Origin of the sequence: Archangium lansingense, assembly GCF_026626635.1 — a bacterium.
Lineage (GTDB): Bacteria > Myxococcota > Myxococcia > Myxococcales > Myxococcaceae > Archangium > Archangium lansingense.
In genome coordinates, this window is sequence record NZ_JAPNKA010000001.1 from 13,479,112 (window position 1) to 13,491,442 (window position 12,331).

Annotated in this window: 8 protein-coding genes; 2 read left to right on the forward strand and 6 right to left on the reverse strand. The window is 67.8% G+C overall.

What is annotated here, in order from left to right; genetic code table 11:
- Window positions 1-86: 86 nt before the first annotated feature.
- The 4 genes from mnmG to ubiE form a co-directional block, all read right to left on the reverse strand.
- On the reverse strand, window positions 87-1,937 hold the full coding sequence (mnmG, locus tag OV287_RS54595) for a tRNA uridine-5-carboxymethylaminomethyl(34) synthesis enzyme MnmG (RefSeq protein WP_267542028.1): 1,851 nt from the start codon (window positions 1,935-1,937) through the stop codon (window positions 87-89).
- 187 nt (window positions 1,938-2,124) lie between these two features.
- Window positions 2,125-4,071 (reverse strand): ATP-binding protein, encoded by a 1,947-nt coding sequence (locus OV287_RS54600; RefSeq protein WP_267542029.1) that lies wholly within the window; start codon window positions 4,069-4,071, stop codon window positions 2,125-2,127.
- 46 nt (window positions 4,072-4,117) lie between these two features.
- Window positions 4,118-5,308 carry an ABC transporter substrate-binding protein gene (locus OV287_RS54605; protein WP_267542030.1) on the reverse strand — a complete coding sequence of 397 codons (1,191 nt, stop codon included), beginning with the start codon at window positions 5,306-5,308 and terminating at the stop codon, window positions 4,118-4,120.
- A 207-nt stretch (window positions 5,309-5,515) separates the two neighbouring features.
- Window positions 5,516-6,256: a bifunctional demethylmenaquinone methyltransferase/2-methoxy-6-polyprenyl-1,4-benzoquinol methylase UbiE gene (gene ubiE / locus OV287_RS54610; protein ID WP_267542031.1), complete on the reverse strand. Its 741-nt coding sequence runs from the start codon at window positions 6,254-6,256 to the stop codon at window positions 5,516-5,518.
- Window positions 6,257-6,434: 178 nt separating this feature from the next.
- Between ubiE and OV287_RS54615 the strand changes: the two genes are divergently transcribed.
- Together OV287_RS54615 and OV287_RS54620 are read left to right on the forward strand one after the other, a co-directional pair.
- Entirely contained in the window at window positions 6,435-6,725 is a 291-nt protein-coding gene (locus OV287_RS54615) for a hypothetical protein (RefSeq protein ID WP_267542032.1), read from the forward strand.
- 128 nt (window positions 6,726-6,853) lie between these two features.
- On the forward strand, window positions 6,854-10,297 hold the full coding sequence (locus tag OV287_RS54620; protein ID WP_267542033.1) for a tetratricopeptide repeat protein: 3,444 nt from the start codon (window positions 6,854-6,856) through the stop codon (window positions 10,295-10,297).
- Window positions 10,298-10,339: 42 nt separating this feature from the next.
- Here the strand turns inward: OV287_RS54620 and OV287_RS54625 are convergent, their stop codons facing one another.
- The gene (locus OV287_RS54625; RefSeq protein WP_267542034.1) at window positions 10,340-11,284 is read right to left on the reverse strand and encodes a type VI immunity family protein; all 945 of its coding nucleotides are present in this window, start codon (window positions 11,282-11,284) and stop codon (window positions 10,340-10,342) included.
- Window positions 11,281-12,129 carry a hypothetical protein gene (locus tag OV287_RS54630; protein WP_267542035.1) on the reverse strand — a complete coding sequence of 283 codons (849 nt, stop codon included), beginning with the start codon at window positions 12,127-12,129 and terminating at the stop codon, window positions 11,281-11,283. The genes OV287_RS54625 and OV287_RS54630 overlap by 4 nt, the downstream gene beginning before the upstream one ends.
- Window positions 12,130-12,331 lie beyond the last annotated feature (202 nt).

Below are 12,331 nucleotides of genomic sequence, written 5' to 3' on the forward strand. Positions count from 1 at the left end.
CCTACTCGGACTCCAAGTCCTTGAAATGTCTCGCACCTTTCGGTGCCTGAAACTTCTCCACACCTTGTCCACACCCCCCTTTGCGATCAGACCCCGCATCCTCCAGGGCCCTCGCCACTCCCCAACCCGCTGCGCTTCAGCGCCACCAGCACCAGGGAGAACGCCGCCGGCGTCAGCCCCGGTATCCGCTTCGCCTGCCCCACCGTCGCCGGCCTCACCTTCTCCAGCTTCTCCACCGCCTCCGCCGACAGGCCCCTCACCCCCGCGTACGCGAAGTCCCCCGGAATCCTCCACCCATCCCACGCCTCCGCCTCCCGCGCCGCCGCCCGCTCCGCCATCACGATGTAGCCCTCGTACTTCACCTCCACCTCCACCTCCTCCACCACCTCCCCGAGCAGCTCCGGCCAGCCCTCCGGCTTCTCCGCCGCCAGCGCCGCGTACGTCACCTCCGGCCTCTTCAGCCTCGCCGCCAGCCCCGTCCGTTTCAGCCGCGCCACCTCGTCCGCCACCGCTCGCCGCTTCTCCTCCACCCGCTCCAGCACCTCGCGCGACACCAGCCCCACCCGCGCCCCGTGCCTCGCCAACCGCAGCTCCGCGTTCCCCTCGCGCAGCTTCAGCCGATGCTCCGAGCGGCTCGTGAACATGCGGAAGGGCTCGTCCACCCCCTTCGTCACCAGCTCGTCCACCAGCACCGCTCCGTGCGCCTCGTCCCGGCCGAGCACCAGCGCCGGCTCGCCCTTCACCTTCAGCCCCGCCTGGATTCCCGCGAACAACCCCTGGAAGGCCGCCTCCTCGTACCCGCTCGTCCCGTTGAGCTGCCCCGCGAAGTACAGGCCCTCTACCTGCTTCGTCTCCAGCGTCTCCTTCAGCTGCGTGGGCGGCGCGTAGTCGTACTCCACCGCGTAGCCAAAGCGCGCCACCTCCACCTTCTCCAACCCCGGCAGCGTGCGCAGGAACTCGAGCTGCACCTCCGCCGGCATGCTCGTGCTCAGGCCCGCCGGATACACCAGCGGGGACTCGGGGCCCTCGGGCTCCAGGAACACCAGGTGCCGCTCGCGAGCCGAGAAGCGCACCACCTTGTCCTCTAGCGACGGGCAGTAGCGCGGGCCTCGCCCGACAATCTCCCCCTGGAAGAGCGGCGAGCGGTGGATGTTGTCACGCAGAATCCGGTGCGTCTCGGCCGTGGTGTACGTGAGCGCGCACGTCACCGCGGGCTGGTTCGGAAACGCTCCGCCCCCGAGCCCCCACCGCGTGCGCAGAGACAGCGGGCGCGGCGGGTAGTCTCCGGGCTGCGGCTCAATCGCGGCCCAGTGGATGCTGTCGCGTACCAGGCGCGCGGGCGTCCCCGTCTTGAAGCGTCCCAGCAAGAAGCCGAGCGAGCGCAGCGAGTCCGACAGCCCCTTCGCCGCCTCGTCGCCGAGCCGCCCGCCCACCTCCTTCTTCTCGCCCACGTGCATGAGGGCCTGGAGGAAGGTGCCAGTGGTGAGCAGCACCGCGCTCGCCGCCACCTGCGTGCCGTCCCCGAGCACCACGCCGGCCACACGTCCGCCCTCGGCCACCACGGCGGAGACCTCGGCCTCGTGCACGGTGAGGTTCGGCTGGGCCCAGAGCACGGACTGCATGGTGCGCGCGTAGGCCTCCCGGTCGCACAGCACACGGGTGGCCTGCACGGCCGGGCCCTTCGAGGCATTCAGCGTCTTGAAGTGCGTGCCCGCCTGGTCCGCCACGCGGCCCATCTCCCCGCCGAGCGCGTCCAGCTCGCGCACCAGGTGGCCCTTGGCGGTGCCACCGACGGCGGGGTTGCAGCTCATGACGGCGGCGCGCTCGCGCTTGAGGGTGAGGCCCAGGGTGGAGAGGCCCATGCGAGCACAGGCCAGGGCGGCCTCGCAGCCCGCGTGGCCCAGGCCCACCACGATGACGTCGTACTCGTGCTTCATGTCGGCAGGGGAGGGGAAGAGGGGAGCCCCACTTCTCACGCGGAGCACCCGGGAAGGCAAGCCAAGTGAGGCGCGGGCTCCCTTTCCGCGAGGGAGGGAGCAGAGGAGGGGAGACCCTCCGGGCCCGAGCTCGAGCAACTGGTCCGATGGTCGGACCAGTTGGCGACTCGCGCGCCCGGAAGGCCCCTCAACCCACAGCGTTCGAGCCGCTCGCCACGCCCGGGGCCTCACCCAGCGGCAGCACCACCGTGAAGGTGGAGCCCTCGCCCGGGTGGCTCTCGACGGAGATGCTTCCTCCGTGGGCCTCCACCAGTCGCCGCGCCAGGTAGAGCCCGAGCCCCAGCCCGCCATAGTGCCGCTCCGGCACCCCTCGGTCGAAGCGCTCGAAGATGCGCTCCGTCTCGCTCTCCGACATACCGAGGCCGTGGTCCCGCACCACCAGGAGCACCGAGCCCTCCCGCGACGTCACGCGCACGTCGATGGGGCGGCCCTGTCCGAACTTCAGCGCGTTGTGCAGCAGGCCCGTCACCACCTGCGCCAGTCGCCGCGCGTCCCACCAGCCCACGGCCGCCGTGCCCAGCTCGCGCCGTACCTCGGAGCCACTGGCTGCCACCTGTTGCTGCATCCCCTCCAGCACACCGGCCACCAGCTCGCCCAGGTCCACCCGCTGGCGGCGCAGCTCCAACGGGTAGCCCGCGCTGAGGTTGGACACGTCCAACAGCTGGTCCACCAACTGCCCCAACTGCCGCGTCTGCCGCTCGGCGGAGACCACCTCGTCCAAGAGCCGGGGCAGCTCCACGGAGGCCCCGCTCCGGGCGCGCCGCAGCAGGCTCTGCAGGCGCAGTTGCAGCGGCAGCAGGGGAGTGCGCAGCTCGTGCGCGGCCACAGCGAGGAAGACGTCACGCAGGCGGATGGCCTGCTCGGACTGCCGCCACAGCCGCGCGTTGTCGATGGCGATGGCGGCGCGGCGTGCCAGCTCCTGAGCCAGGGCGAGCTCGGCGGGCCCGTAGCGCTCCGGCGTGGCCGAGACGAGTGAGATGGCACCCAGCGGAGCGCCTCGGGCCACCAGCGGCACCACCAGCAGGCTCTGGATGCCGAGCGCCCGCGCCAGCCGGAAGTGCTCCTCATCCGCGCACATGGCGCGCAGCTTCTCCTCGGTGACGTGGGGCTCCAGACTCAACTGGCCCGTGCGCACAACGATGCCCGGAAGGGACCTCGAGCCGGGGCCGGGTGGGTAGCGACGCTGCAGCTCCTCGAGCAGGGGCCGCTTCGCCGCGTCCGCGTGCGCTCCGCTCACCCGACGCACCTCTCCGTCCTCATTCAGATCAATGATGCACCAGTCGCAGAGCTGGCCCACACACAGCGAGGCCACACGCGGCAGCACCTTCTCCAAATCCAGCGAGGCGAGGAGGACCTCGCCAGCCTGGGCCAGGAAGGCATTGGCGGCCTCGGAGCGCTGGCGCACGTCCAGCTCCTGGCGCAGCGACTCGCGCATCTCGTTGATGGCCGAGCACACCTCATCGAGCTCATCGTGGAGGGCGCCCTCGCGCTCCCCGCGGTGCAGCACCAGGGGCGAGCTCAGGTGCGCCGGATTGAGCCCGCGCGTGTAGGCCGCCATGGTGGCCAGGTGCTGCGTCACCATGCGCTGGACGATGAAGAGGACGAACAGGGCGATGAGGAACGTCTTGGCGGCCTGGGTGGCGAGGATGATGAGCACCCGGTCCCACAGGCGCGAGTAGATGTCATCCAGGGTGGCGCGCACCCGGAGCGTCCCCAGGAAGCGCTGCCCGTGGTGCAGCGGAATGGAGCGCTCCAGCGCCTTCCCCGGGGGAGGCGATTGACCCGCCACGTAGTGGGTGCCCAAGGAGCTGTCCACCTGGGCCTGGACGATGTCCGGCAGGGTCGTAATCCCCTCGAGCTGGATGCGCAGCGGCTCCTCGTCGAGCGACCAGAGGCTCTGCGCGAGGCCCTGGGCGTAGCTGGAGCGGATCTGCTCCAACCGCGCCTCCAGGGCGTGGACCTCGCTCTGGTAGTCGGCGACGAGCTGCACGGTGGTGCTGGCGAGGCTGACCACAGCACTGAAGAGCATGATGGCGACGAGCAGCCGGCGGCCGAGCCGGTTGTCGGGACTCAACCACCACCCCCGCGAGGAGCGCCTGGAGCGAGGAGGAGCCACGGCCTCAGGGTTTGCGCTCGGAGGGGACGGGGCGCGCGAATCCATACACATCCAGGAGGTGGTCCGGGAAGCGGAGGTGCCGCTGAGCGAACAGGGCTCGGAGGGAGAAGTCGTAGTGAGTCAGCGAGGGGTTGGCCACCTTGGAGAAGGCGCGGAAGTCGATGGACTCCCAGTCTCCCTCGCCGAGGAAGCGGAGGACGGCCTCCACGTTGTCGCGCGAGACGGGGGCCTGCGTCGTGCGCCAGTCGAGCCCCTCGGAGACGAAATCGCGTCCATGGTGGTGGTCGTGAAGCAGCACCAGGGCCCACGCGCCCTCGAGGAAGTGGCCACCGAGCGTCGTCACCATGCGGCCCTCGCGCACGGCCTGGAGGGCGCGGGGTGTCCAGTCGATGCCACCCACCAGGACGTCCTGGCCGGGGTGGCGGCCGACCTCCTCCACGGCGCGCAGGGCGGCCAGCGCCATGCTGTCGTTGGCGGACCAGATGACCCGGAGCTCCGGGTAGCGGCGCAGCAGCAGGCGCATCTTGCTCAGCGCCACGTCCTCCCGCCAGGAAGCCGAGACCTCCTGGAGGAGCACGGCGCCGTCCCACCCGACCACGGCCTGGCGCAGCCCCGCGGTGCGCCCCAGCGAGGAGCCATCTCCGAACTGCCCCTGGAGGGCGACGAGTCCCACGGGAGCCCCGGGAGGGCGGCCCCGGGTGGCGGCCTCGAGGAGGAGCCGGGCCAACACCTGGCCGGCGTGCTTCTCGTCCGGCAGCATCTGGCCGAGCCAGTGCGGGAAGTGCCCGCGAGGTCCGCCGAAGCGCACCACGTCCGCGGGCAGCAGCCCGGCGTTGATGACGAAGACGGGGACGCGCTTCTCCTCGGCGATCTCGAGGAGGCGGGGGCCAACGCCCCGGTGAATCGAGAGGAGGACGTAGTCCGGCTTGCCGGGCCCGGTCATCACCTCGCGCGCCCGCTCGAGGATATCCCCCGGCCAGTGGCCAACGGGCTGGTGGATGAAGTCGATGCCCAGGTCCCGCGCGGCGGCCCGCATGGCCGCCAGGACGTTCTGCCGCCAGGGATTGCCCGGCACCAGACTGTCGAGGAAGACCACCCGCATGGGCCTGTCCGCCGGAGTCCCCCGGGCCACCGCGTCTGGCGCGAGCAGCATCAATGAGAGGACGAGGACGACGAACCGCCAGACGACGGACATGAATCAGCCCCCCCTTCCGCGTGCGGTACCGAGAGTGGACGCTACACTGCGCCTCCCCCCACGCGTACAGGTCCCCCGCCGAGCCGCTGCCAGGACGTCACCCCAAACGTCTTCTTCCTTAAGGAGCACGCGCGCCGGCTCCAGGCGCGCTGTCACTGTCGAACCGCGAGCGACTGCTGACTGGAGCGGCGAACAGGGCCGCGAGGCTCAGCGCGGCCGAGCCACGTACAGACAGCACACGCCGAAGGTGAGCGGCGTGACGCGCAGAACCTCGAGACCCGAGTCGCGCATGATGCCGGCGAACACCTCGGGCTCGGGGAAGGTGGAGATGGACTGCTGGAGGTAGCGGTACTCGCGGGCGCCGGACAGCAGCCGGCCCAGGAAGGGCGCCACGGTGCGAATCTGGAAGCGAGCCAGGGGCCCGAGCAGACCCTTGCGAGGCTCGCCCAACTCGAGGATGGCGATGCGCCCATCGGGCCGGACCACGCGAGCCATCTCGCGGAGGGCGCGGGCGCGGTCCGGCACGTTGCGGATGCCGAAGCCCATGCACAGCCCGTCGAAGCTCTTGTCCTCGAAGGGGAGCTGCTGCGCGTCACCCACCTGCAGCTCGCACACGCGGGTGAGCCCCTTGGCGGCCACCTTGCTCCGGCCCACCTCGAGCATGCGCTCGGAGGGGTCCACGCCCACCACCTTCGTGTCCGGGTGACGCTGGAGCACCTTGAGGGCCAGGTCCGCGGTGCCGGTGGCCAGGTCGAGCACGCGGGCACCGGGCTTGAGCTCGAGCGCGTCCACCGTCTTGTTGCGCCAGCGCTGATCCACGCCGAAGGACATCAACCGGTTGAGCAGGTCATAGCGCGGGGCGATCATGTCGAACATGGCGCCCGAGCCCCCTCGCGGCGCGGAGGAATCGGAGGCGGGCGTGATGGAGGACTGGGGAGCGGTGCTCATGACTTCCTTCCCTGCGAGACGGAGGACGGAGCGGGCTATAGCACCCCCTGTTCCGGAAGGCCGCACCCGACGGGGGGTCCTGGGGGCTGGCCCTTATCCGTCGAATTCGAGCAAGTAGGGACTGGGAGCGCCAGGCCCAGCCTTGACGGTACGAGCCGGCCCGAAGAGAAGGGCGGACATGCGAAACAAACTTCTGCCGCTGCTCTGTCTGCTGTCCGTTGGCTGCACCACGGCGAGGGCCACCTATGGCTCGGTCTCGAGGGAGCGCGCCACCGAGTGCGCATCGCACTGCGAGGCGTTGGGGATGAAGCTCACGGCGATGGTCATCATCAGCAGCTCGGCCGGGTGCGTGTGCGAGCCGAAGGACGCGCAGACGAGAGCGTCGCTGCTCGGGGCGGCGACGGCGGCGAGTGGACAGCTGATTGAGGACGAGAAGGCCGCGGCGAACCAGACGCAGCAGTCGCGCTAGCCGCGCGCTCCAGACAAAGGTGTCCAACAGTCGGACACCTTTTGGAAGGCGTGGAGCGAGCTGAAGACAACCAGGCTGGAGGATCCGCCTGGGGGCGTCTGGTAGCGTCCCTCCTCGGAGAAGAGGGCATGCTCACGACGCACGACATCCTCCAGCAGATGGCCGTCCGCGAGGAACCCGGAGTCTACGTTCTCGGGTGCTTCGAGCGGCGCATCACGCTCTACACCCAGCAGGTCCGAGCCCTCAACCTCATCCACGCGCTCTTCGCCGAGGAGAAGCAGAAGGAAGGCTCGGCGCTGGCGGTCATCGGAGGGGGCGCTGCGGGGCTGACGGCCGCGGCGGGAGCCGCCATCCGTGGGAGCAAGGTCACTCTGTTCGAGGAGTCGCACGACCTGCTGCCCATGTTCCGCAACAACCGGCAGCGCTGGCTCCACCCCTACATCTATGACTGGCCCAAAGAGGGCTCGGAGGAGAAGCGCGCGAATCTACCGGTGCTCGATTGGGAGGCGGACGTCGCAGGGAGCGTGGCGGAGCGGCTCCTCGCGCAGTGGGCGCCACTGGAGCAGCGGTATGGCATCAAGGTCCACCGGGGGGTTCGGAGACTCCAGATTCCAGCCGGTACTGGTCCCAGGCGCAGGCTCACATGGAACACGAAGCACTTCGACGAGGGAGAGTTCGACGCCGTCATCCTGGCGGTGGGCTTCGGCTCGGAGAAGAAGCTGAAGGGAGCTCCCTACCGGGCGTACTGGGCCAACGACGACCTGGATCGTCTCCTGCAAGCGCCACACAAGCCCAAGCGGTATCTCATCTCGGGAACGGGAGACGGGGGGCTGATTGACCTGCTTCGCGTCCGCCTCCGGGACTTCCGTCACGAGCGAATCGTCGAGAAGTACCTCCAGGATGCCTCATTGGAAGAGGCGAGGAGGGAGTTGCTGAAGCTGGAGGACTCCTTCCTCAAGGGCCAGCTTCAGGAGCGGGATTTCTTCCGGCACTACAAGGGACTTCCGGTCCCCAAGGAGCTCGATGAGCGCCTCCGGAAGGACCTACGAGAGGACACCACGGCCGTCCTCAACGGCCGGGACGAGTTCCCCCTGAGCGCGGGAGCCAGCATTCTCAACCGGTTCCTGGCCTCGTGGCTGATACGGCAGGATGTGCGCTACGAGTCAGGTGCCCTCGCCGTGAAGCGCGTCAAGGACGCCTACGAGGTCGCCTTCCTCGACGCGAACAAGAAGAAGAAGCACGTCGAGGAGTTCGACGACATCGTCGTCCGCCACGGCCCGCAGCCCGCGATTGAGAGTGCCTTCGCGGCCATCTGGGAGAAGGCCGGTGCACGGATGAGGAGCCTCGCGGAGCTCGACCAGACGCGGAGGCCGCTCTTCAAACCCGAGGACTTCGCCAGCTCCCCACGGGGAACCACCACGAGCACTCCCGCTGCTCCTGCTCCTGTCAGCACAGCGGCACCGGCGGCCCCCCCGACGCGGAGGGACTGCTTCGGCCGCGAGGAGCTGACGCACCGGCTCGTCTCGGCGGTACTGGCCAACGAGCCACGCCCGACGATGGTGCTCGGACCTCCGGGCATCGGCAAGAGCACCCTGACGATCGAGGCGTACCACGACCCCGAGGTGGCCCAGCGGTACGGAAGCCGCCGCTACTTCGTCTGGCTCGATGGCGCCACCTCAAAGGACATGGTGGTCAGCGCCGTGGCAGCGGCCCTCGGCATCAAATCGGAGACCCACCTGTGGGAAGCAGTGAAACACGCTCTGCGAGGGGCTCCAGCGCTGCTCGTGCTCGACAACGTCGAGACCCCCTGGGAAGCGGATCGCACCGGAACGGAGGCCCTGCTGGCCGAACTGGGTGACATTCCAGGACTGGCGCTCATCTGTTCCGTACGAGGCCGGGAGCGGCCCTACCTGCCACGAAGCAGCACAACCATCGAGGTGACGCGACTCGATACAGAGGCGGCTCGCGAGCTCTTCTGCTCCATCGCCTGGCAGGTCGACCGGAATGCTCCGCTCCTCGTGCAGCTATTGAGCGAACAAGATGGACTCCCACTCGCCATCAAGCTGCTCGCCCTGACGGCGGAGGGCTCCTCGCTCGAGAACAGCTGGCAGCTCTGGAAACGTGAGCGAGCGGCGCTCTACGAACGGCAGGGCAGGCCCGATGCACAATCCAGCCTCGCCACCTCGCTCGAGGTCTCCGTCAAGGGCCCGCGCATGACAGAGGAAGCCAGACGGCTGCTGTCGATGCTGGCGTGGTTGCCTGGAGGGATGGCGCAGGAGGATTTGGATCGCCTCCTTCCGGGCCTGGGGCTCGGGGCTGCGCAGGTGCTCTCCAAAATCGGGCTCGCATCTTTCGAGCAGGAACGTCTGCGAATGCTGACGCCCATTCGCGAACGCGTACAGCGCTCGCGGCCTCCAAGGCCGGAGGACCTTGAGCGCATGAGCACCTACTACCTCGGGCTGCCTTCGGCGCACGGGAAGAAGGTGGGCCGCAGAGGAGGAGACGCGGCAGTGAACCTCCTCATCAACGAGATAACAAACATCGAGAGGTTTGTTGAAGCAGAGTTGGGTGGGCAGAAAACTGCGGTCTCTATCGATGCCGCGCTGGCCTTGTCCACCTTCATGCGATTCTCCGGGCATGGCTCTGCGCGAGTGCTTCAAGAAGCCCGCAGTTCAGCCCAACAAAAGGGGGATGTCATACGCGCAGCAAACTGTACCCTCAGCCTGGGCGACATTGCCCTGTCGCGCTCACAGTATGAAGAGGCGCGGCGCAGGTACGAGGAATCAGTTCTCCTCTACGACCAGGTGGGGGACGTGCATGGACGGGCCAACGCCATCAAGAGCCTGGGCGACATTGCCCTTTCACGCTCGCAGTATGAGGAGGCGCGGCGCAAACACGAGGAGGTGCTACCCCTCTATGAGCAGATGGGGGACGTGCTCGGGCGGGCCAACTGCATCAGAAGCCTGGGCAACATTGCCCTTTCACGCTCGCAGTATGAGGAGGCACGGCTCAGGTACGAGGAGGTGCTGCCTCTCTATGAGCAGGTGGGTGATGTGCTCGGGAGGGCCAACTGCATTAGGAGCCTGGGCGACATCGCATTTATGCGCTCGCAGCACGAGGAGGCGCGGCGCAGGTATGAGGAGGCATTGCGCCTCTACGAGCAGGTAGGGGACGTACTCGGGCAGGCCAACTGTATCCAGAGCCTGGGCGACGTCGCCCTTGCGCTCTCGCAGCCTGAGGAAGCTCAACGCAAGTGTGTGAAAGCACTGACCCTCTACGCTCAGGTAGGAGATGTACTCGGGAGAGCCAACTGCCTCCAGTGTCTGGGCGACATCGCCCTTGCACTCTCGCAGGCCAAGGAAGCCAAGCTCCTCTTTGAGCAATCGCTTTCCCTTTACGAACTCATCCCAGAGTCTTTTTCCATCGGGCAGACACATCGGAAACTCGCCCGACTAGCATTCGCCATCGAAGCGCGTCGTCATCACGTCGCCGCTGCACGACAAGCATGGGAGAGCATCAACCGCTCGGATCTTCTCCAAAAACTGCACGACGAGTTCGTTGACGACCCATGAATCCCCACGGTTGAAGCAACACCCAAGCCCACCAACGTGGCCTCAATCGAGAAACCGGCGCCACCACCGCCGGGTCTCCTCGGAGGTAGAGCCGTGGAAGGAGTGCTGCCTGGGGCACTCGGACAGCCAGGGCTCCAGCACGCGCGCGAGCTCACGGTAGGCGGGGAGGTTGTCGCCCCGAGACAAATCCCCGGCCTCGGGCCACAGTCCCAACGACACCAGCACCCGCTCCTGTTCCATCTCCTGAACAGTGATTCCAGGGGAATGCAGCCGGGCACGCAGGCCGGCGGCGGCGCCCAGTTCCCCCAGCACCGGCGGGCCCAGGAAGTTGAGCCAGTGCACGCCGTCCACGCGGGGCCCGAGAAACCTGCTGCCGTGAGTCACATCCATCCCCGGATAGCGGAAGGCCTCCTCGTGAATCCCCTCCAGGGATGCGCCGGAGAGGTTGGGAGAATAGAAGGCGAGCCCCGCGTGCCCGGAGGAGAAGGGCAGCAGCGAGGCCAGTTCCAGGGCCAACTCACGCATCCGCTGGGGGCCATGCTCGTCGAGGTACTCCGTGGGCCAGGAGAAGCTCACCAGGCTGACCTCGTCCTGCACGGGAGTACGCCAGGGCAAGCGGGCCCAGTAGAAGAAACCATGGCCGCTGACGCTCGCGTCGCCGCTCGACAGCTCGACGGTCCGCTGACACTGCGCTTTCACCCGCCGCTCGACGTACTCCTCGTCCTGCTCGTCATCGAGGAAACGTTCCCCACGAGGAGGGGCGAGCGCGGCACGGATCCGCTCCCAACTGTCTTCTCGCAACGGGTTGGGCTCGTAGCCCAGGGAGTACTCGGAGAAGATTCCCCGTCCCGTGCCGACAGCGCGTAGGTACACCTCGAACGCACGGCTCACCCGGTCCGCGAGGTCATGATGGTCGAAGGGCAGGTGCAGCACGAGCCTGACCACGTCTCGCTGGTACTGACGGATTCGGGGAGGGAGCCCGGTCATCGGCTGACTCCAAGCTGCGGGGTGACGAGCGCGGGCCGCTTCTGTCCCCGGAGGGACTCGTACTTATCCAACTTCTCACGCAGCGTCCGCCCCGCCGTCCCAAGAGGGTTGCTCTTCTTGTTCGAGGTACAGGGGAAGTAGAAGTCGTAGAGGAGCTGAATCCTGTTGGCGTCGCGGATGAAGTGCAGAACGACATCAGGGACGAGCGAGCTCTTCAGCTTGTCAGTGAGAGCGTACTCTCCCGTCGAGGGGTTCTTGCCGTAACGCGGTTCACGGGTGACGTGGCCCGAGAACTCCGGGCCGAGCGCTTGCTCGACGCAGGCGAAGGCCACCGCATGCTTCATCGTCCCGAGTTGCATGGCACGCGTCACCTCTTCGCCGTTCTTGTCATGGTCGACCACCCGGTCGCACTCGGCATCGCTGGGAGATTTGCCGCGGCCATATTCCCGCTCGTTGCCCTGGAAATCCGCCGTCTTGACGCAATCCACGAGGATCTGCTCGACACGGGCCACGTCCGCCTCATCGAGGAAGTCCTTGAGGGTGATGAGGCCCCGAACAACCTGCGTCACTTCCACCAACTTGTGCACCGTTGGAACGACGAGCTCTCCGCTAGCCGTGGGAGCCGCGCATGCGGGGCTGAGCGCACAGGACTGCTCGTAGCGCGAGGGGACGCCTTGGGGCCTTCCAACCCCACCCGGGCGAGGGCCCATGCCGGCCGGGAACGCGACCCAAGCCGAGTCGGTGGCGCATGCGAACTGGAGCAGGAGAACCGCCGGAATGAGCAGGAGAGACCACGAGCGATGCCGCGTGCCCGTCGAGTACGGGCCACTGAGACGAGGAGACAAGCTGCACCTTCTCCAATCATTCACTTGGACAACGGGGGACACATCACACGGAAGCACCCATGCGCCCGTCAAGCCGCCGGGTCGGGAGCCACGGCCTCGAACCATCTGGCAGGGAGACAGCCGACCACGAGCGCATAGGGTTCACGACACCAGAACGAGGCCAACGTTTCAGAACCCTCTGGACTACCTGATGTCAGAAGTA

Excerpts from the sequence above, each read along its gene's own strand:
- OV287_RS54615 (WP_267542032.1), top strand. The coding sequence starts at position 6,435 with ATGCGAAACAAACTTCTGCCGCTGCTCTGTCTGCTGTCCGTTGGCTGC.
- OV287_RS54605 (WP_267542030.1), bottom strand. The coding sequence starts at position 5,308 with ATGTCCGTCGTCTGGCGGTTCGTCGTCCTCGTCCTCTCATTGATGCTG.
- mnmG (WP_267542028.1), bottom strand. The coding sequence starts at position 1,937 with ATGAAGCACGAGTACGACGTCATCGTGGTGGGCCTGGGCCACGCGGGC.
- ubiE (WP_267542031.1), bottom strand. The coding sequence starts at position 6,256 with ATGAGCACCGCTCCCCAGTCCTCCATCACGCCCGCCTCCGATTCCTCC.
- OV287_RS54625 (WP_267542034.1), bottom strand. The coding sequence starts at position 11,284 with ATGACCGGGCTCCCTCCCCGAATCCGTCAGTACCAGCGAGACGTGGTC.
- OV287_RS54620 (WP_267542033.1), top strand. The coding sequence starts at position 6,854 with ATGCTCACGACGCACGACATCCTCCAGCAGATGGCCGTCCGCGAGGAA.